Genomic DNA, 21554 nt, shown 5'->3' on the forward strand with positions numbered 1-21554 from the left:
ATAATCGGGAGGCATAAATAGATTGCACAAGACTTATGATGAGCCTATACGCTGCTTTTAGCGTATAGGAAGAAATACTATTCATTCTACCGTTTGGGCCCCCATATTTAACCGTAGCCGTGTTGGGCAGCTTGTCCAATACGCACAGCAATAACAGGAAATCATGTATAAAAGCACGCCGCATATCTTGGAAGTCAGACCTAAAATACCAGCCCGTTTAGCCCGGCTTGAAGAACTGGCAAATAACTTATGGTATAGCTGGGATTTGCCCACACGTGATTTATTCTCTTATATTCAACGCAAACTGTGGGATGAAGTAGGTCAAAACCCGAAAGCTTTTCTCCGATGTGTAGACGAGCGATGCCTGATAACTGCCTCGGAAGATCAGATTTTTCTGGATCAATACCATCGCACATTATCAGCTTATGATAGTTATCATACTAAGCCAGTGCGCAATAGTCATGCTGAAGGGTTCGCTGAAAATGATCTGATTGCCTATTTTTGTGCGGAGTTTGGGTTTCACGAAAGCTTTCCAATTTACTCCGGCGGTTTGGGAATTTTGGCAGGTGACCACTGCAAGTCCGCCAGCGACATGCATTTGCCTTTTGTCGGCGTAGGCCTCCTCTATCGCCAAGGTTATTTCCATCAGACCATTGATGGTGATGGCAACCAAAAAGCCCTTTATTCTGACTCTGAATTCGAGAGCCTGCCTATTTCACCGGTATTGAATAGCGATGGTTCCGAAGTCCATGTAAGCGTGGACTTACCGGGGCGTAGCGTAGCAATTAAGGTGTGGCAAGCACGTGTCGGTAATGTCACTATCTATTTGTTGGATACTGATCTTGATGAAAATTCCCAGCAAGATCGTGCCATCACTCACCATCTGTATGGCGGCGACAAATCCATTCGTATTGAACAGGAAATCGTGCTCGGGATCGGTGGTGCGCGTGCTCTCGGGGCAATGGGCATCAAGCCAAGTGTGTGGCATATCAATGAAGGTCATGCCGCCTTCTTGTTACTAGAACGCGTCCGCATCCTGACAGAACAAGGTATCGAGTTTTCAGCCGCACTTGAAGCAGTTGCTGCACATACCGTATTCACAACGCACACTCCCGTACCAGCCGGTCATGATCATTTCGACTACGGCATGATGATGTACTATTTTGAAAATTATTATCCGCAATTGAACATCAGCCGCGATGAATTTCTTGCCTTGGGCAATGTATCAAATACACCCGATTTTAATATGACTGCGTTGGCAATCCATTGTTCACGTTTTCAGAATGGCGTATCGCGTATCCATGGCAAAATTTCTGCCAAAATCTGCGCCGAAATGTGGCCGGAAATTGAGCAAGAAGATAACCCTATAAGTTACATTACTAATGGGGTACATATGCCTACCTTCCTGGCTAAGGAATGGTCGGAAGTGTTTGTGCGATACCTCGGTTGGGACTGGAGTCAGCATGTAGCAGATGTCGGTTTTTGGGAACGGGTCGACAGTATTCCGGATCATCAGTTCTGGAGCGTACGCGAGTCGCTTAAATCGAGAATGCTACAGCTAATCCGCTATCGCATCAGTCGCCAACATTTCCGCAATCACGGTTCTGAAGCACATCTTGATCGCATTTTGAAATATGCAGATCCGGCCAATCCAAATGTGCTCACCATCGGCTTTGCGCGCCGTTTCGCGACGTATAAGCGCGCTGCATTATTATTTGAAGATCTGAATTGGCTGCGCCAGATCATGCAGGATCCTGAACGTCCTGTGTTGTTCATTTTTGCCGGCAAGGCCCACCCCGCAGATATTCCGGGGCAAGACCTTATCCGCCGTGTAACGCAAATTTCACGCATGCCGGAATTTGAAGGCAAGATCCTGATGCTGGAAGGCTACGACCTGCGGCTTGCACGTCGCATGGTGGCCGGGGTGGATGTGTGGTTAAACACGCCCCTGTATCCACTTGAAGCAAGCGGCACTTCGGGCATGAAGGCAGCCATGAATGGGGTACTTAACTTGTCCGTACTAGATGGCTGGTGGGATGAAGGTTACGATGGCAAGAATGGCTGGGCAATCAAACCGGTTTCAGAGTTTTTGCCTGAAGCGCAGCGCAACCGTGAAGAAAGCCAAACACTCTATGAGCTAATGCAGGATCAGGTCATTCCCACTTACTACAAACACAACAAGATGGGCTATTCGTCAGAATGGGTAAAGATGTCCAAGCGCTCCATCGCAACCTTGCTGCCGAGCTTCAATGCCACACGCATGGTGGGTGAGTATGTTGCTAAAACCTACTTACCTGCCACCTGGCAGTATCGCAAGTATTGCGACCATGATTTCGAAGGTGCGCGTCAAATTTCGGCTTGGAAAAATACTGTCCGTAAGGCTTGGCCCGGTGTAACAATACGCCGCTTGGGGAGCCCTAAACAAAGCATTATGTTTAGAGAAGGCGTGTACTTTGAAGTGAGCATTAACCTGAATGGTCTCCAACCTGCTGACGTAACGGTCGAAATGCTGATTGGTCATGCATACAATAAGGAAAAGCTCAAGCAGTCGATGCGTTATCAGTTTGCAGCACAGGAAGTTAATGCAGAAACAGGCGAACATGTTTATGTGCTGGAATTGACACCAGAACTATGTGGCAAGCTTGAATATCGCATACGGGTTTATCCGCGCCACGAAATGCTGACACATCCATTCGAACTGGGCTTAATGCGCTGGCTATAATTCCAATTGCACTTTATTTGGTGACACAATCCTGGTTACCTCGCTCTTTTTTAGTGTGCGTAATGTTGTTTTCGCTATCTTTAATGGCTTACCTTCATTACCAAGCTTAGCCTTCGCTGCAACTGATATTTTCAGCTTCGCTCGTTCATCGTTGACTTGTATTACCTTCGAATTGAAATTGGAATAACGATGCGGGTATTGTTTGCCACTTCTGAAGTCGCACCACTCATCAAAACGGGCGGTTTGGCCGATGTCAGCGCCGCACTGCCGGCGGCGCTGCATGGAATGGGAGTAGATGTACGCGTATTGCTGCCAGGTTATCCGCAAGTTTTAAAAGTGTTGCCGCATCTTCAGGTCGCTGCCAAAATTCCCACTCAGTTCAGCTTCCCAGCAACACGACTGCTAACTGGTTTGCTGCCTAATGGCGTACCACTGTTAGTGATTGAATGTGCCGAGCTATATGAGCGGGGGGGAGGGGCATATCAGGATGAACAGGGTCTCGACTGGCCAGATAACGCTCTACGATTTGGATTACTGTCAAAAATTGCTGCATTACTGAGTTGTACGGATTCTCCACTTGACTGGAAACCCGAGATAGTTCATTGCAATGACTGGCAAACCGGACTTACCCCGGCCTATCTGCATTTTTCAGAGGGTGCTGTACCTTGTGTAATGACAGTGCATAATCTTGCATTTCAAGGTGTATTCCCGCCGCAAATGGTTGCGGAATTGGGGTTGCCCATCGAGTGTTTTCAGCCTGACGGCGTAGAGTTTTACAACAACTTGTCCTTCATGAAAGCAGGTTTGTATTACGCCGATCACATCACTACCGTCAGCCCATCTTATGCCAACGAAATTCAGACTGATGCACTGGGGTTCGGCCTACAGGGACTGCTCGCCAACCGGCGCGAAGTTTTGACAGGTATTCTGAATGGTATTGATACCACAGAATGGAACCCCGCTACTGACCCTAACCTTGCTAATCCTTACAATCTCACGGATATAAGCGGAAAGTCTGCCAATAAGCGAGAGTTACAAAAACGTATGGGATTGCATATTGATCCCGACCTGCCATTGTTCGGATTAGTGAGTCGATTCACCCCGCAGAAGGGCGTAGACCTGGTGTTGGAAATTGCACCACAATTAATTGCCTTGCCAGCACAACTGGTATTGCTGGGTAGTGGCGATGTGGAAATGCAGCGGACTGCCCTGGAGCTTGCTCATCATTATTCTGGCCAGATCAGTGCTTACGTGGGCTTCGATGAAGCTTTGTCACACCTGATAGAAGCAGGCGCAGACATTTTTTTAATGCCGTCACGTTTCGAGCCGTGTGGACTTAACCAGATGTATAGCCAACGCTATGGTACGCCGCCAGTGGTGCATGCAACGGGCGGCCTGATTGATACAGTATTGGATTGCAACGCAACTTCACTAGAACAGGGCGTTGCCAGCGGTTTCGTATTCCATCATATGGATACGCCCAGCTTGTTGGCTACGGCACGACGTGCCGCGATAACCTATCATGACAAAAAAATCTGGCGAGCATTGCAGCACAATTGCATGGTCAAGAATTTTGGCTGGGGTCAGAGTGCCACAGCCTACCATGACATTTATACGCATTTAATGCGGCGATAACTGCACTTGTGCAGCTTCATTCAGCATTCCACTTCAACCAAATTTTTTCTTCAGTACTCGATGCGCGAATTCGATTTTTATTCAGATGAATTAATCCGTACTCTAAAATAATTGCAAAAATATAAATTTGAATTTTAAAATCCGCAAAACGAGTGAAGTGAATTTTCATTTATCATCGAACTGGCGGAAATTATAGTACCTACTGAGAAGATGTTTAACTTCGGTTTGTTTTGACAAACTTCGATTTCAGTTAATAGCCCCACCATCAGTTACATTTAAAAAAATTCAGCATTTATGCTGAAATTTTTTTACTGGTGGAACTTGTAATCGTCATCCGTGTCAGGTTATAGCCCTAAAATGCATTTGGAGAATTAAAAATAACATGCAATTGCATAGCTTACTTATTCGTTTATGGTGGTCGATATTTTTACTAATCGCCATCACCCCATCATATGCGGCGACGTCATTGACTTTAAACGATGCCTTGCGTCTCGCAGCCATACACAGTCCAACGCTCGCTGACGTGGCAGCCCAGGAGCGTGGCGCGCATGCTGCTCTCACTACGGCGCGGGCCTATCCCAATCCCGATCTTCAAGTCGGAGCTGGAAGTTCTCTTTCAAAGCATTTAAGTGTCCCCAATGGGCATACCCGCGTAGCTGGATTATCTCAGCTGGTCGAACTTCCCTCCGTGCGTGCCGCTCGACGGCAGGGCGCAGAAGCTGGCATCACCGCCAGTGCGGCGGTAGTATCGGATGCGCAATTAAATCTGCGTACCTCAGTAACGCAGGCTTTTTTCGATGTATTGCGTCGCCAGGAGGAGGTCAAGCTCGCTACGATCAACCATGAGTTACTAATGCAAATTCGCGACAGGGTGAAGCTCAAAGTAAAAGTTGGAGAATCTCCGCGCTTTGAATTGGTGAAGGCAGAAGTCGAGGCATTGGCTGCGAAGAGTGCCGTTAATAGTGCTGAACTACGCATTACCCAAGCCCGCGATCGACTACGGGCACTCATTGGCGCGCCGCTTGCGGGGAACTTCGAAGTGGCACAGGAACCGTTACTACCACCCGATCTGCCAGCTCTGGAAGAACTGCGTAAAGATTTATTGGAGCGTCAGCCATTACTTAAAGTGGCGGACGCTCAAATGCGTCGTGCGCAAGCGCGAGTGCAGCTAGAACGCAACCTGCGTTTCCCACAGCCCACCATTTCGGTAGGCTCCAATCAAGATCCAGATTGGAAACAGTGGCAGGTCGGCGTGAGCTTGCCCTTGCCGTTATGGAATCGTCGTCAGGGCCCCATCGGCGAGGCCGTAGCAGGGCTTGATCGGGCTGAGGCGGAGAAGCGGCAGACGAGCATCAATCTACTGGGAGTTCTGGACCAGGCTTACGGCCGATACCAGATTGCCAAAAACCAAGTAAAGATATTCGAAACCGGCCTGATGCATGATGCCGAAAACGCCATGAAGGTAGCCGAAGCGGCGTATCGCTATGGTGAGCGTGGCATTCTTGATTTTCTGGACGCCCAACGCGTTTTACGCACCACCCGCCTGGACTACCTTAATGCTCGTTACGAACTGCAAGCTGCGCTAATCGAAATTGCCCGGCTGCGCGCCCCCCCCCCCAATGCCGGAGAAATACTGTGAAGCGCACGATCTTACCTGTTCTAATCTCTCTTCTATTTGTCACCAGTCTGGCTGGTTGCAAGGGGAAGGAAACACCGCATGCCATTGCGCATCCGATCAACGACCCCTCGGTGGTAAAAGTTACACCGGAATTTCTCAAACGCCTGACAGTCACCCTTGCTAGCGAAGGTGATGTGGCGGAGACCTTGCGCGTACCGGCCCGCGTCGAAGTGGACGAACATCGGGTGGCGCGCATCGGTGCTGCCGTAACTGGGCGTGTGACTGAGATCCATGCTTTTCTTGGTCAGACGGTAAAACGCGGCGATGTGCTGACCACACTGAATAGCACCGAGCTGGCTACTGCCCAGCTCACCTATCTCAAAGCTTTATCCCATGAAGCGCTGCAGCGCCGAGCGGAGGAGCGAGCAAGATTACTGTTCGCTGCCGATGTTATTGGCGAAGCTGAACTGCAAAAACGAGAAGCTGATCTGGTCCAGGCTCACGCCGAGCTGCACGCTTCCCACGAACAGCTCAAGGTGCTTGGTATGGCAAAAAGCGCCATTACCAAGCTGGCGGCTACCCGTCGGGTGAATTCCATGTCCTCCATTATTGCGACTCTCGACGGAATTGTGATTGAGCGTACTGTAACATCGGGCCAAGTAGTGCAACCGGCGGAAGCTCTCTTTACCGTAGCAGATCTGTCCCACGTCTGGCTGGTGGCCGAGGTAACCGAACAGCAGGCTGCCTTGGTGAAGGTAGGTGAAGTGGTGCAAGCTAAGATTCCGGCATTGGACGGAAAACTTATTGAGGGGCGACTGATTTTTGTCGCCGACACCGTCAATCCCGATAGACGAACGGTGGAGGTGCGCATGGATGCAGCGAATCATGAGCGCATGCTCAAGCCGGAAATGCTGGCCTCCATGCTAATTCTGGTTAAATCCCAGCGCCGCTTGGTGGTGCCAGCTGCGGCGGTGGTGCGAGAGGATAACAAGGATCATGTTTTCGTCCAGCTGGACGATAAACGCTTCCAGTTGCGGCGTGTCCTGCTTGGACAAGAAAGCCATGGTTATTTCCCAGTGCTGGAGGGCATCAAAATAGGCGAACGTATCGTCACAGAAGGCGGTTTTCATCTTAACAACGAGCGCAAGCGAGAAGAGCTGGGAGGCTGATATGCTGGAATCCCTGATTCAGGCTGCGCTCAAACAGCGTTTGGTGCTTGTCGTGGTGGCGGTATGCTTAGTGGCATTCGGATTGGATGCGACGCGGAAGCTGTCAGTGGATGCCTTTCCAGACGTGACCAATGTACAAGTGCAGATTGCCACGGAGGCTTTGGGCCGTTCACCCGAGGAAGTCGAACGCTTCGTTACCGTGCCATTGGAAATGGCCATGACTGGCCTGCCGGGATTGGAGGAGATGCGCTCGCTCAATAAACCGGGGCTATCGCTGATTACTCTGGTGTTTACCGATGCGACCAATGTCTATTTCGCACGCCAGCTGGTAATGGAGCGCCTGATCGAGGTAGGCGGACGTATGCCGCAGAACGTGACGCCCGTACTCGGCCCGCTGTCTACTGGATTGGGTGAGGTTTATCAGTACACGTTGGAGCACCCAGACGACGGTGAGCGGGTGCTCAGTCAAGAAGAGCTGACCAAACGCCGCATTACTCAGGACTGGGTGGTGCGGCCACTGCTACGTGGCATTCCTGGCGTGGCAGAGATCAATTCCCAAGGTGGCTACGTCAAGCAGTATCAAGCGTTGGTGAATCCGGATCGCATGAGGCATTACAAGGTGACCCTGCAGGAAATATACCAGGCCCTCGCCCGCAACAACGCCAACTCTGGTGGCGGCGTGTTGCCCCGTTACGCTGAACAATATTTGATTCGCGGCATAGGCCTGATAAAAACCTTGGACGATATTCGTATGATCGTGCTTAAGGAGCAGAGTGGAGTGCCGGTGCTCATGCGCGATGTAGCTGAAGTAACCATCGGTCACGAGGTGCGCTATGGCGCATTGCTTAAGAATGGCATCACCGAGTCGGTGGGCGGGATAGTGATGATGATCCGCGCCGGTAACGCCAAAGAGATTGTTAGCCGGGTTAAACAAAGAGTCGCAGAAATAAACGATAAGGGGATGCTCCCCGGCGGCCTCAAAATCATTCCATACTACGACCGCAGCGAGCTGGTGGATGCTGCCGTGAAAACTGTGATGAAGGTGCTGCTCGAGGGCGTGGTTCTTGTCATCATCGTGCTGTTTCTGTTCCTCGGCGATGTACGCTCATCCCTGATCGTAGTTGCATCCCTGCTCTTGACCCCACTGATCACCTTCATGGTGATGAACCATTACGGCCTGTCCGCCAATCTGATGTCCCTCGGCGGCCTCGCTATTGCCACCGGTTTGATTGTGGACGGTTCGGTGGTGGTGGTTGAAAATACTTTTCAGCGCCTCGCTGAGCGCAAAGATATCAGCCGGATGCAGATAGTTCTTGATGCGGCATCAGAAGTAGCCACACCGGTTGTTTTTGGTATCTCTATCATCATCCTGGTATTCCTGCCACTAATGACTCTGGAGGGCATGGAAGGCAAAATGTTCGCCCCACTCGCATTCACCATTGCTATCGCCCTGTTCGTATCGCTGATTCTGGCGCTCACCCTGACCCCGGTTCTGTGCTCATACCTGTTAAAAGGAAAGGAAGAGCACGATACTCGCTTGGTTGCCTTTATGAAAAAGCCTTACCTGCGACTATTGGATTGGACACTGACTAACGGCAGGAAGACCATCATCATATCGGGAGGGGCGTTCGTCGGAGCCTTGCTGCTGCTACCTTTGCTCGGCACGGCGTTCATTCCCGAGATGAAAGAAGGTTCTATCGTGCCCGGCATCAATCGCGTGCCCAATATCTCGCTGGAGGAATCCATCAAGATAGAAATGGAGGCGATGCGCATGGTGATGCAGGTGCCCGGGGTGAAATCGGCTTTTTCTGGCGTTGGCCGTGGTGAGAGTCCCGCCGATTCGCAAAGTCAGAATGAATCTACCCCGATAGTCAGTCTCAAACCCCGTGACGAATGGCCAAAAGGATGGACGCAGGACGACATTGCTGATGCCATCCGAGACAAGGTCAAAACTTTGCCCGGGGTGCAGATTGTTATGGCCCAGCCGATTTCCGACCGAGTGGATGAAATGGTCACCGGGGTGCGCTCCGATGTGGCGATCAAATTGTTCGGCGATGACATGGACACACTCAAGCTGAAGGCCGACGCAATCGCCAAGGTGGCGACCTCAATCAAGGGAGCGCAGGATCTGCGCGTAGAAAGGGTTACCGGTCAGCAATATTTATCTATTAATATCGATCGTCACGCCATCGCTCGCCACGGTCTCAACGTAGCTGACATCAACGACGTGATCGAAACGGCTATAGGCGGCAGGACGACCACTGAAATCTTTGAGGGCGAGCGCCGCTTTAGCGCCGTAGTGCGCTTGCCAGAGCGCTTCCGCAACAGCTTGGGAGAGATCCATGATCTGCGCGTCATCTCGCCCAATGGTGCCCACGTGGCTCTGGAAGATTTGGCCACCATCAGTGTTTTGGATGGGCCAGCGCAGATTAGCCGGGAAAAGGCCAAGCGTCGCATCGTGGTGGGGGTTAACGTTAAGGGTCGTGACTTAGGCGGTTTCGTCGCCGAACTGCAGTTGGCTGTAGATGCCAAGATCAAGCTCCCCGAAGGTTATTACCTGGAATGGGGCGGTCAGTTCCAGAACATGGAGCGGGCGATGGGTCACTTGATGGTCATCGTTCCCGTGACCATTGCGGCGATTTTCTTCTTGCTATTTCTGCTATTCGGCTCCCTGCGCTACGCCTCACTTATTATCATGGTGCTACCTTTCGCCTCGATCGGCGGCGTGGTGTCCCTGTTTTTAACAGGCGAGTATTTGTCAGTGCCCGCCTCAGTGGGGTTCATCGCCTTGTGGGGGATCGCAGTGCTAAATGGTGTGGTGCTGGTATCCTATATCCGCACCTTGCGGGATAAAGGCATGTCTCAGTCGGAAGCCGTAATTCAAGGTTGCCGACAGCGCTTTCGCCCAGTGCTGATGACTGCCACGGTAGCGATGTTGGGGCTTATCCCCATGTTGTTCGCTACAGGCCCAGGATCTGAAGTACAACGGCCTCTCGCCATCGTGGTGATCGGCGGCCTGGTTACTTCTACCTTACTCACGTTAGTGGTACTACCGACGTTGTACAAGTGGTTTGAGGAAAAAAGCGTTGAGGCATAGTTAGGACGATTTATATCCGATATGAACTCACCCAACTTCAACTATTCAATCGATCTATGCATGACCGACTCAATAGTTTACTAATTCAAATTTAGTAGAGGCGGCTATACTGTCGGTTCATAGAATTAAAGTTTATAAACCATGATTGAAATAACCCTTGCCACAATTATCATCACGATTATCGTCGTTCTCACACTGCGTAACACTAAGCGCGCAGTGCTTGAGAATCCTCTTATTCTCAATCGCACAGGGCAATATCACGCGACATTGGCACCCAAGCTGAATATCGCGCAAACATTTATTGAAGCCATCGCTAAACAGCTACCAGGCCCGCGTGATGAAAGCCAAAACAGCTCAACGCAATGTTTCGAGGTGCGTGATCCAGAAGCCGTTACAATTGGTCAGGAACTCTATCTGCTGGCCATCACAATGCGTAACGGCCTGCTGTATTTTCAGGCCATCGTCCCGCGTCCATTGATCAGTGACCAAGATAGTTATTTCAATATGCTGATGGAATCCGCTCACAGCGCTCTTGCATCTATCCCTGCTACGGGTGGCATACATAACACAGAGGTGGATGAATACATCATTGCGGCCGCGAATACAGCGGCAGGAACATTGAGCATCGACATAAAACAGCAGGTGTTTTAAAGCGCCCGATTAACCCTATCGCCAGTACTATTTTTTACAATAGCAACATCAAAAAACGAAACGCTTAGGTTGCAGCGTGTTTTGCAGTGGCGCAATGGATGTCTCGAACAGGGTAACTCTCTCTAATATATTGGGTGCCACACAAGTAATCAGATCAGCATGCATCGCCGGAGCATCACCAATGATGGCAAACAGACGGCCACCTGGTTTCAAGCTGTTCTGGAATGCTTCCGGTAAGATTGGTACTGAGCCTGTCAATACGATTACATCGTAAGAACCCGGCCAGCCTTGCGCCGCATCGCCCAGTGCCAAGGTTACATTATTAATATGATGCGCCGCCAAATTCTTTTCCGCAAAAGCATGCAGTTCCGGCACGATCTCAACGCTGGTCACATGCATCGCAAGATGAGAGAGCAAAGCAGTCAGGTAACCACTGCCGCTACCAACTTCCAGCACGCGATCGTTGCGCCCAAGCTGCAATGCCTGCAATGCGCGCGCTTCCATCTTGGGCTGCCACATTGAAACCTCATGTCCCAATGGAATTTCCATATCCATGAAAGCCATGCTTTGCCTTCCGGGCGGTACGAAACGTTCGCGTTTAATCTGGCTCAACAAATCCAGTACCCGCATATCCAGAACGTCCCAAGGCCGAATCTGTTGCTCCACCATATTAAAGCGCGCTTGTTCCACGTTACCCATCTCCGCTCTACTCCAAAATATTATCGATACTTTATATTAACAGTTTAGCAAGCTAACTGCTCGTGCTCAATAACAGCCCCTTTTCCCTTATCAGGCCATTTTCATGACCATAATTTACTTCATCCCAGATTGCCCATCTGCAAATTCCAGTGAATAACTGGCATAACGAATTTTGATGACATTTGTAATAGACCGAAAATGACTTTAGCTTTCTATTTAAATATCTATAACCACCCGCGCTTGAATCAACAGACGCCCATCCAGTCAGTGCAAAATGTACACAGAAAAACCAGATTTATTTGTTAAACGTGTTTATAAACAGACGGGGCTTAACTGAAACGCAGCACCACCTTGTTAGCGCGTTTCAATCGGGTATTACCGGATACGTCGACGGTTCCGGTTAAAAAGACCTGCAAATCGGCCAGAGTATGCAGTTGTTCGTCGTTCATATGATTAACATCCCTCTCATATGATCAATCATGGCCGCTGCTCAGAGTCAAACTCCGTTGAATTCATGTACCCCGCTTAGAATCAAACCCCATTGGACAACGCTTATACTTGATGAAGACTTCTGTTTCATGGATAATCACTAGCTTCACTTGCCGGGATGGCGGAATTGGTAGACGCGCCGGACTCAAAATCCGGTGCTGGAAACAGTGTGAGGGTTCGAGTCCCTCTCCCGGCACCAACTATAAATTCATTTCCAAACTGTCAACCAATTAAAGAACCGGAGCGTTAGTACCGCTGACAGTAAGTAATGTCATAATTTTTTAACCTAATTAGAATTGGAGTTCATATGAAACTGTTGTCCACACTGATCGCTGCTGTATTCGCCGTTGTTTCTTTCTCCGCTGTTGCTTCTGATGCTGCTGCCCCTGCTCCTGCTGCCACAGGAGCAGCAACGTCGGATCATGCTGCTCCTGCTAAAAAAGCTAAAAAAGCTAAAAAAGCTAAAAAAGCTGATGAAGCAGCTCCTGCAGCGGCTCCCGCGGCTCATTAATTTTTTGAACCTTAAAAAAGGCAGGGGTAACCCTGCCTTTTTTATTTCATCCGATTCTTTGCTTACACAATCTGAAATTGCCATGATATGGCTTGGAAACCTAAAGTCACAGTAACCTGTCGTTATCGAGCAGGACTGCAAAGTTCTTATTATTGAGGAACACCCCGTGTTGTTCGACCAACCTGCTGACCATCTGGAACCTAATGAATCTCTGCAAGGAGCAGCGGTCCTAAAAGGATCAACTTATGAATTCAAGCTACAGTATCTGATTAACATTTTCCGCTGGCATACATTTGTGCATGGCACCACCTACCTCCACTTCACCTTCGCTGGACGCGCCTCGCCCATTGCTTGGAACAGAGGCACGCAGACTTAATACGTTCAATTTAGAATGACAGCGGAAGAGACCCAAGCCAGCAGCCACCACCGTAGCCCATCAGTACTGAGCTGCGTAGAGGATTATCTTTGCGAAAAACGCTATCCGCTAGACCCGCTGAGACTTTATGACTAAAGGATGTATTATCGTCGGCATATCCGGCGGAGTGGACTCCGCCGTTACTGCACTTCTGCTGAAACAGCAAGGCTATAAGGTCATTGGCCTCTTCATGAAAAACTGGGAAGATGACGATAGTGACGAGTATTGTTCCTCGCGCCAAGACTTGATAGATGCGGTCTCCATTGCCGACACCATCGGTATCCCCATCGAAACGGTGAATTTCGCCAAGGAATACAAGGATCGCGTATTCAGCCATTTCTTGCGCGAATACGCGGCCGGGCACACGCCCAACCCGGACATCCTGTGCAATTCTGAAATAAAATTTAAGGCTTTTCTGGAACACGCAGTCAATCTAGGCGCAGATTCCATTGCTACTGGACATTATGCGCAGATACGCAAGATAGACGGCAATTATCAATTACTCAAAGCGATAGACAGCAGCAAGGATCAAAGCTATTTTTTATATCGCTTGAATCAGATGCAATTGTCCAAAGCGATGTTCCCGCTGGGCGCACTGCTAAAGTCACAGGTGCGAGAAATCGCACGCCAGCACAATCTATCCAACTACGCCAAGAAAGACAGCACTGGAATCTGCTTCATCGGCGAGCGTCCATTTCGCGAATTTCTTAACCGCTACCTGCCTGCCCAACCCGGCCCGATATACACACTCGATGGTCAAATGGTCGGAGAACATATGGGCCTATCGTTCTATACCATTGGCCAGCGTCAAGGCTTAGGTATTGGCGGACAAGGCCTACCTTGGTTCGTAGCGGCCAAAAACATTGCGAACAATCACCTGATTGTAGTGCAAGGACACGATCATCCAGCTTTGCTGTCCACATTTCTTGATGCAACAGAAGTGCACTGGATTAATCACCATATACCTGATATTACGCGCAACTACACTGCTAAGATCCGTTATCGCCAAGCCGATGTAAGTTGCCACTTCAACACGATCTCTAACACCCTTAGCAGCTTTAAATTTAGTGAAGTACAATGGGCTGTCACCCCAGGGCAATCGGTGGTAATTTACGATGGCGAAATCTGTCTAGGTGGTGGCATCATTGCAAATAATCAGTAATGATGGAGCACAATACAAACAACATTTTCTTTAATGTTACCAATTCATTACTTTAAAAAAAATTTTAAAAATTCGACCAATTGCAATTGTCAATTTCTACAATTTTATTGTCAATGAATAAGTTGAATATCGTGTTAATTAACCGCTTTAGGCCAGCCCATACGTATAACATGAACTTTCTGTTTCGGCCTTCAATGGACGACTGACTACCGGTAGCATCATTTCTAGCGATATGCCGTTAATATTTGCTATTTTTTCCAAGGATTATCTCGATGACACTCACCGCAATCTCTCCATTGGATGGCCGCTACCACGGCCAGATAAATCCCTTGCGCACTTATTACAGCGAATTTGGCCTGATTTACTATCGAGTTCTAATCGAAATCGAATGGCTCAAAGCGCTCAGTTTAGAAGTGGGAATTCCTGAAATCGAACCGTTTTCTGCCACAACCCTTGCATATTTAGATCAACTAGTCGCGCAGTTTAGTGAAACTGATGCTGAACAAATCAAAATCATAGAAAAGCGTACAAATCATGATGTGAAAGCGATCGAATACTGGTTACGTGAAAAACTTTCAGACAACCCGGAAACAAGAAGCAAGCTAGAGTTTATCCACTTTGCTTGTACTTCAGAAGATATTAACAACCTAAGCCACGCACTGATGTTATTGAATGGACGCAACAAAGTTATGCTGCCAACTTTAGATACGCTTATCAATTGCCTACGCGACCTTGCTCATCAACTGGCAGACCTCCCTATGTTATGCCGCACTCATGGACAAACTGCCACGCCGAGCACACTCGGCAAGGAAATGGCCAATGTAGTACATCGCCTACAACGTGCACGTACACGTTTGGCCAACGTAGAAATACTAGGGAAAATCAATGGCGCTGTAGGTAACTACAATTCTCATGTGACGTCTTATCCTGAGGTAGATTGGGAATCTTTCGCACAACGCTTTGTCATGGCTCGTGGAATCACTTTCAATCCATATACCATTCAAATCGAACCACACGATTATATGGCGGAATTATTTGATGCCTACGCGCGTACCAACTCCATTTTGATCGATCTCAACCGTGACCTTTGGGGCTACATTTCACTCGGCTATTTCAAACAAAAAATGGTAGCAGGTGAGGTCGGCTCCTCCACTATGCCACATAAGATTAATCCAATAGATTTTGAAAATTCAGAAGGTAACCTAGGTTTAGCGAACGCTCTGCTACGCCATCTTTCCGAGAAACTACCAATATCGCGCTGGCAGCGCGATTTAACCGATTCCACCACACTACGCAACATGGGCGTAGTGCTGGGCTACACATTGCTGGCTTATAAGTCTTGTCTAAAGGGATTGAATAAACTGGAAGTAAATCCGCAACGCATCGCGGAAGATTTGAACAATAGCTGGGAAGTGTTGGCTGAACCGATTCAAACTGTAATGCGGCGCTACAACATCGAAAACGCCTATGACAAACTTAAAAAACTAACACGCGGCAAAGGCGGCATCAACCGCGACAGCCTGCACGCATTCATTCATACATTAAGTATTCCAGAAGCGGAAAAACAACGCTTGTATGTATTAACACCAGCCACCTATACCGGTAAGGCCAGTGAGTTAGCCAGGCGTATCTGAATCACATAATTTCACTTGAAAACTTTGTCTATAAATTCATCAAAATAAAAAACCCTCTCACAATGGAGAGGGTTTTTTATTTATAAGGAGTCTGACGATTTACTCTCAAAATGAGAGGTCTTGATGGACTATAAACGACAAAGCCCTCACTTGGAGGGCTTTGTCGTTTATAAGGAGTCTGACGATGACCTACTTTCACATACGTATGTACACTATCATCGGCGCAAAGTCGTTTCACTGTCCTGTTCGAGATGGGAAGGAGTGGGGCCAACTTGCTATGGTCGTCAGACATAACTGTCGGCTAACTGGCTATCTGATTAAACAGATAATCAATCAGCCATCAACTGGAAGAAGTAATTGGTTTTGATTGCAACGCAACTTGTAATATTTAATGTTATAGGGTCAAGCCTCACGGGCAATTAGTATCAGTTAGCTTAACGCATTACTGCGCTTCCACACCTGACCTATCAACGTGGTGGTCTTCCACGACCCTTTAGGGGGATCGAGTCCCCAGGGAAATCTCATCTTAAGGCGAGTTTCCCGCTTAGATGCTTTCAGCGGTTATCTCTTCCGGATTTAGCTACCCGGCAATACGACTGGCGTCATAACCGGTACACCAGAGATCCGTCCACTCCGGTCCTCTCGTACTAGGAGCAGGTCCCTTCAAATTTCCAGCGCCCACGGCAGATAGGGACCAAACTGTCTCACGACGTTTTAAACCCAGCTCACGTACCACTTTAAATGGCGAACAGCCATACCCTTGGGACCGACTACAGCCCCAGGATGTGATGAGCCGACATCGAGGTGCCAAACTCCCCCGTCGATATGAACTCTTGGGAGGAATCAGCCTGTTATCCCCAGCGTACCTTTTATCCGTTGAGCGATGGCCCTTCCATACAGAACCACCGGATCACTATGACCTGCTTTCGCACCTGCTCGACTTGTCAGTCTCGCAGTCAAGCATCCTTTTGCCATTGCACTATCAGTACGATGTCCGACCGTACCTAGGATACCTTCGTACTCCTCCGTTACTCTTTGGGAGGAGACCGCCCCAGTCAAACTGCCTACCATGCAATGTCCCCGATCCGGATTACGGACCTAGGTTAGAACCTCAAACACATCAGGGTGGTATTTCAAGGTTGGCTCCACGATGTCTGGCGACACCGCTTCAAAGCCTCCCACCTATCCTACACAGATCTGTTCAAAGTCCAATGCAAAGCTACAGTAAAGGTGCATGGGGTCTTTCCGTCTAGCCGCGGGTAGATTGCATCTTCACAAACATTTCAACTTCGCTGAGTCTCGGGTGGAGACAGTGTGGCCATCGTTACTCCATTCGTGCAGGTCGGAACTTACCCGACAAGGAATTTCGCTACCTTAGGACCGTTATAGTTACGGCCGCCGTTTACCGGGGCTTCAATCAAGAGCTTGCACCCCATCATTTAACCTTCCGGCACCGGGCAGGAGTCACACTCTATACGTCCACTTTCGTGTTTGCAGAGTGCTGTGTTTTTATTAAACAGTCGCAGCCACCATTTCACTGCAACCCCATCGAGCTTCGGACGCGAAGTCCTACACTCTACCGGGGCGCACCTTCTCCCGAAGTTACGGTGCAAATTTGCCGAGTTCCTTCACCCGAGTTCTCTCAAGCGCCTTAGAATTCTCATCCTGCCCACCTGTGTCGGTTTGCGGTACGGTCTCTATACAACTGAAGCTTAGTGGCTTTTCTTGGAAGCTTGGTATCAGCAACTTCGCGCCTAAATGGCACTCGTCATCACGCCTCAGAATTGACCCCCCGGATTTACCTAAGAGATCTCCCTACACGCTTAAACCAAGACGTCCAACACTTGGCTTGCCTAACCTTCTCCGTCCCCACATCGCATTGTATTGAGGTACAGGAATATTAACCTGTTTCCCATCGACTACGCATTTCTGCCTCGCCTTAGGGGCCGACTCACCCTGCGTCGATGAACGTTGCACAGGAAACCTTGGGCTTTCGGCGAGGGAGCCTTTCACTCCCTTTATCGCTACTCATGTCAGCATTCGCACTTCTGATACCTCCAACAGCCTTCTCAAGCTGCCTTCGCAGGCCTACAGAACGCTCTCCTACCATATGTACAAGTACATATCCGCGATTTCGGTGCATAGTTTGAGCCCCGTTACATCTTCCGCGCAGGACGACTCGATCAGTGAGCTATTACGCTTTCTTTAAATGATGGCTGCTTCTAAGCCAACATCCTGACTGTTTTAGCCTTCCCACTTCGTTTTCCACTTAACTATGTCTTGGGGACCTTAATCGGCGGTCTGGGTTGTTTCCCTTTCGACACCGGACGTTAGCACCCGATGTCTGTCTCCCATGCTCGCACTTCTCGGTATTCGGAGTTTGCAATGGTTTGGTAATCAGCAATAGACCCCTAGCCATGACAGTGCTCTACCCCCGAGAGTGATACATGAGGCACTACCTAAATAGTTTTCGGAGAGAACCAGCTATTTCCAAGTTTGTTTAGCCTTTCACCCCTATCCACAGCTCATCCCCTAATTTTTCAACATTAGTGGGTTCGGACCTCCAGTGAGTGTTACCCCACCTTCATCCTGGCCATGGATAGATCACTTGGTTTCGGGTCTACACCCAGCAACTATCGCCCTTATCAGACTCGCTTTCGCTACGCCTCCCCTATTCGGTTAAGCTCGCTACTGAATGTAAGTCGCTGACCCATTATACAAAAGGTACGCAGTCACGGAACAAGTCCGCTCCCACTGTTTGTATGCATGCGGTTTCAGGATCTATTTCACTCCCCTTCCGGGGTTCTTTTCGCCTTTCCCTCACGGTACTGGTTCACTATCGGTCGATTACGAGTATTTAGCCTTGGAGGATGGTCCCCCCATATTCAGACAGGATTTCTCGTGTCCCGCCCTACTTGTTCCAACCCTATTTCCACTCCTGAATTTTCGCGTACGGGGCTATCACCCACTATGGCCAGACTTTCCAGACTGTTCCACTAATTCAGAAGCTAAAGGTTGAAGGCTCCTCCGATTTCGCTCGCCACTACTCTCGGAATCTCGGTTGATTTCTTTTCCTCCGGCTACTTAGATGTTTCAGTTCACCGGGTTCGCTCTACCTGACCTATGTATTCAGTCAGGAGTGACCCTTGCGGGCCGGGTTTCCCCATTCAGATATCTACGGATCAAAGCTTTATTGCCAGCTCCCCGTAGCTTTTCGCAGGCTTACACGTCTTTCGTCGCCTGTAATCGCCAAGGCATCCACCACATGCACTTATTCGCTTGACCCTATAACATTAAACCCTCAGTCTTTTAGAAACCAAAGCTTTTCGTTACAAGTTTTTTTGTCTTGCGTTTGTGACCGCTTCCATCCGACTTGAATGGTTACGGCTTGATACAATCAAAACCCAAGTTTTTCATGCACGCGCATTAACAGGTTGCCCTATTAACGCTTGTGCGTGAATCACTTTTTACTTCTTCCAGATTTTTAAAGAACTACTATTAGCAAAAGCCAATATCAAAACAAATAGCTTGGATATAGGTTCTTACTTTGAACATTATTAATGTGTCACGGTAAATGGTGGAGGATGACGGGATCGAACCGACGACCCCCTGCTTGCAAAGCAGGTGCTCTCCCAGCTGAGCTAATCCCCCATGCTTGGTGGGTCTGGGTGGACTCGAACCACCGACCCCACGCTTATCAAGCGTGTGCTCTAACCAACTGAGCTACAGACCCTATTAAGCGTGAGAAGCGAGAGGTCAGGCATGAGAATCAAACCTCAGTCCTCACTCCAGCCACCTCACTACTTTAGTTTAGACAACCGATGAGTGTGGATACGTACGCCAAGGCTTCTCTAGAAAGGAGGTGATCCAGCCGCACCTTCCGATACGGCTACCTTGTTACGACTTCACCCCAGTCACGAACCCTACCGTGGCAACCGCCCCCCTTGCGGTTAGGCTAGCTGCTTCTGGTAGAACCCGCTCCCATGGTGTGACGGGCGGTGTGTACAAGACCCGGGAACGTATTCACCGCGACATGCTGATCCGCGATTACTAGCGATTCCGACTTCATGGAGTCGAGTTGCAGACTCCAATCCGGACTACGATCGGCTTTCTGAGATTAGCTCCCCCTCGCGGGTTGGCAACCCTCTGTACCGACCATTGTATTACGTGTGAAGCCCTACCCATAAGGGCCATGAGGACTTGACGTCATCCCCACCTTCCTCCGGTTTGTCACCGGCAGTCTCATTAAAGTGCCCAACTAAATGATGGCAATTAATGACAAGGGTTGCGCTCGTTGCGGGACTTAACCCAACATCTCACGACACGAGCTGACGACAGCCATGCAGCACCTGTGTCCAGGTTCCCTTTCGGGCACCAAGCCATCTCTGGCAAGTTCCTGGCATGTCAAGGGTAGGTAAGGTTTTTCGCGTTGCATCGAATTAATCCACATAATCCACCGCTTGTGCGGGTCCCCGTCAATTCCTTTGAGTTTTAATCTTGCGACCGTACTCCCCAGGCGGTCAACTTCACGCGTTAGCTGCGGTACTAAGGAAGTCTCCTCCCCCAACACCTAGTTGACATCGTTTAGGGCGTGGACTACCAGGGTATCTAATCCTGTTTGCTCCCCACGCTTTCGTGCATGAGCGTCAGTATCGACCCAGGGGGCTGCCTTCGCCATCGGTATTCCTCCACATATCTACGCATTTCACTGCTACACGTGGAATTCTACCCCCCTCTGCCGTACTCTAGCCTTGCAGTCACAAATGCAGTTCCCAGGTTAAGCCCGGGGATTTCACATCTGTCTTACAAAACCGCCTGCGCACGCTTTACGCCCAGTAATTCCGATTAACGCTCGCACCCTACGTATTACCGCGGCTGCTGGCACGTAGTTAGCCGGTGCTTCTTCTTCCGGTACCGTCATCCACACAGGGTATTAACCCGTGCGTTTTCTTTCCGGCTGAAAGAGCTTTACAACCCGAAGGCCTTCTTCACTCACGCGGCATGGCTGGATCAGGCTTGCGCCCATTGTCCAAAATTCCCCACTGCTGCCTCCCGTAGGAGTCTGGACCGTGTCTCAGTTCCAGTGTGGCTGGTCGTCCTCTCAGACCAGCTACGGATCGTCGCCTAGGTGAGCCTTTACCTCACCTACTAGCTAATCCGATATCGGCCGCTCCGAAAACGCGAGGTTCTTACGAATCCCCCGCTTTCCCCCTTAGGGCATATGCGGTATTAGCGTAACTTTCGCTACGTTATCCCCCATTTCCGGGTACGTTCCGATATATTACTCACCCGTTCGCCACTCGCCACCAAGGTTGCCCCCGTGCTGCCGTTCGACTTGCATGTGTAAAGCATGCCGCCAGCGTTCAATCTGAGCCAGGATCAAACTCTTCAGTTCAATCTCTATGCTTAATTTGATCTGCCCTCGCAGGCAAATCGATCTCACTCAAAGCGAATCAATATTTCATTTCTTCGACTTCGTGTGAGGTACTGCTTTTATGTCTTGAGTCATGATGATCATGCAAACTAATTCGCCTGACCATCAATACCTCAGCGCATGTACCCACACTCGTCGGTTGTCTGTAAACTTTTAAAGAACGGGCTGCCGTAGCAACGAGAGGGGCGCATTATACAGAGCAAATAACGATGGTCAAGCATTTTGTTGTGTAGCACGCAAATATACTTCTCAGACTTGTAGTACATGAATTCGTACTTAATCCGGTTAGCATAATCACGAGTGGGTTTAAAACGCATT

Annotated in this window: 11 protein-coding genes, 3 tRNA genes and 3 rRNA genes; 11 read left to right on the plus strand and 6 right to left on the minus strand. The window is 49.4% G+C overall.

The window, feature by feature from the left end; genetic code table 11:
* The first annotated feature begins 163 nt into the window (after positions 1–163).
* From glgP to MKZ32_RS14080, 6 genes are all read left to right on the plus strand, one after another.
* Entirely contained in the window at positions 164–2722 is a 2559-nt protein-coding gene (glgP, locus tag MKZ32_RS14055; RefSeq protein WP_239797835.1) for an alpha-glucan family phosphorylase, read from the plus strand.
* Between the two features lie 189 nt (positions 2723–2911).
* Complete coding sequence (gene glgA / locus MKZ32_RS14060; RefSeq protein WP_239797836.1) at positions 2912–4357, plus strand: glycogen synthase GlgA; 1446 nt, start codon at positions 2912–2914, stop codon at positions 4355–4357.
* A 382-nt stretch (positions 4358–4739) separates the two neighbouring features.
* Positions 4740–5996 carry a TolC family protein gene (locus MKZ32_RS14065; protein WP_239797837.1) on the plus strand — a complete coding sequence of 419 codons (1257 nt, stop codon included), beginning with the start codon at positions 4740–4742 and terminating at the stop codon, positions 5994–5996.
* A complete protein-coding gene (locus tag MKZ32_RS14070) occupies positions 5993–7144 on the plus strand; it encodes an efflux RND transporter periplasmic adaptor subunit (RefSeq protein WP_239797838.1) in 1152 nt (383 codons plus the stop codon). The genes MKZ32_RS14065 and MKZ32_RS14070 overlap by 4 nt, the downstream gene beginning before the upstream one ends.
* A 1-nt stretch (position 7145) precedes the next feature.
* Positions 7146–10241: an efflux RND transporter permease subunit gene (locus tag MKZ32_RS14075; RefSeq protein ID WP_239797839.1), complete on the plus strand. Its 3096-nt coding sequence runs from the start codon at positions 7146–7148 to the stop codon at positions 10239–10241.
* 141 nt (positions 10242–10382) lie between these two features.
* Complete coding sequence (locus MKZ32_RS14080) at positions 10383–10892, plus strand: hypothetical protein (RefSeq protein WP_239797840.1); 510 nt, start codon at positions 10383–10385, stop codon at positions 10890–10892.
* A gap of 48 nt (positions 10893–10940) precedes the next feature.
* On the opposite strand, the gene MKZ32_RS14085 is transcribed toward MKZ32_RS14080, so the two are convergent.
* Positions 10941–11591, minus strand: coding sequence for a protein-L-isoaspartate O-methyltransferase family protein (locus MKZ32_RS14085; protein ID WP_239797841.1), 651 nt, complete (start codon positions 11589–11591; stop codon positions 10941–10943).
* Between the two features lie 601 nt (positions 11592–12192).
* On the opposite strand from MKZ32_RS14085, the gene MKZ32_RS14090 reads away from it, so the two are divergent.
* From MKZ32_RS14090 to purB, 5 genes are all read left to right on the plus strand, one after another.
* Positions 12193–12279 (plus strand) — tRNA-Leu (locus MKZ32_RS14090).
* A gap of 108 nt (positions 12280–12387) precedes the next feature.
* Complete coding sequence (locus MKZ32_RS14095) at positions 12388–12591, plus strand: hypothetical protein (RefSeq protein ID WP_239797842.1); 204 nt, start codon at positions 12388–12390, stop codon at positions 12589–12591.
* Between the two features lie 166 nt (positions 12592–12757).
* Positions 12758–12967 carry an NUDIX hydrolase gene (locus MKZ32_RS14100; RefSeq protein WP_239797843.1) on the plus strand — a complete coding sequence of 70 codons (210 nt, stop codon included), beginning with the start codon at positions 12758–12760 and terminating at the stop codon, positions 12965–12967.
* Positions 12968–13094: 127 nt separating this feature from the next.
* Complete coding sequence (gene mnmA / locus MKZ32_RS14105; protein WP_239797844.1) at positions 13095–14168, plus strand: tRNA 2-thiouridine(34) synthase MnmA; 1074 nt, start codon at positions 13095–13097, stop codon at positions 14166–14168.
* A 272-nt stretch (positions 14169–14440) separates the two neighbouring features.
* Complete coding sequence (gene purB / locus MKZ32_RS14110; RefSeq protein ID WP_420887746.1) at positions 14441–15802, plus strand: adenylosuccinate lyase; 1362 nt, start codon at positions 14441–14443, stop codon at positions 15800–15802.
* A gap of 176 nt (positions 15803–15978) precedes the next feature.
* Here purB and rrf read toward each other — a convergent pair.
* The 5 genes from rrf to MKZ32_RS14135 all read right to left on the minus strand — a co-directional run bounded on the left by rrf (position 15979) and on the right by MKZ32_RS14135 (position 21197).
* A 5S ribosomal RNA gene (gene rrf / locus MKZ32_RS14115) occupies positions 15979–16091 on the minus strand.
* A 109-nt stretch (positions 16092–16200) separates the two neighbouring features.
* Positions 16201–19087: ribosomal RNA gene (locus tag MKZ32_RS14120) — 23S ribosomal RNA — on the minus strand.
* 290 nt (positions 19088–19377) lie between these two features.
* Positions 19378–19453 (minus strand) — tRNA-Ala (locus MKZ32_RS14125).
* 5 nt (positions 19454–19458) lie between these two features.
* A tRNA-Ile gene (locus MKZ32_RS14130) sits at positions 19459–19535 on the minus strand.
* 122 nt (positions 19536–19657) lie between these two features.
* Positions 19658–21197: ribosomal RNA gene (locus MKZ32_RS14135) — 16S ribosomal RNA — on the minus strand.
* Together the 16S, 23S and 5S rRNA genes with 2 tRNA genes alongside form the textbook arrangement of a ribosomal RNA operon.
* Positions 21198–21554: the final 357 nt, after the last annotated feature.

It is taken from the genome of Candidatus Nitrotoga arctica (assembly GCF_918378365.1).
GTDB lineage: Bacteria > Pseudomonadota > Gammaproteobacteria > Burkholderiales > Gallionellaceae > Nitrotoga > Nitrotoga arctica.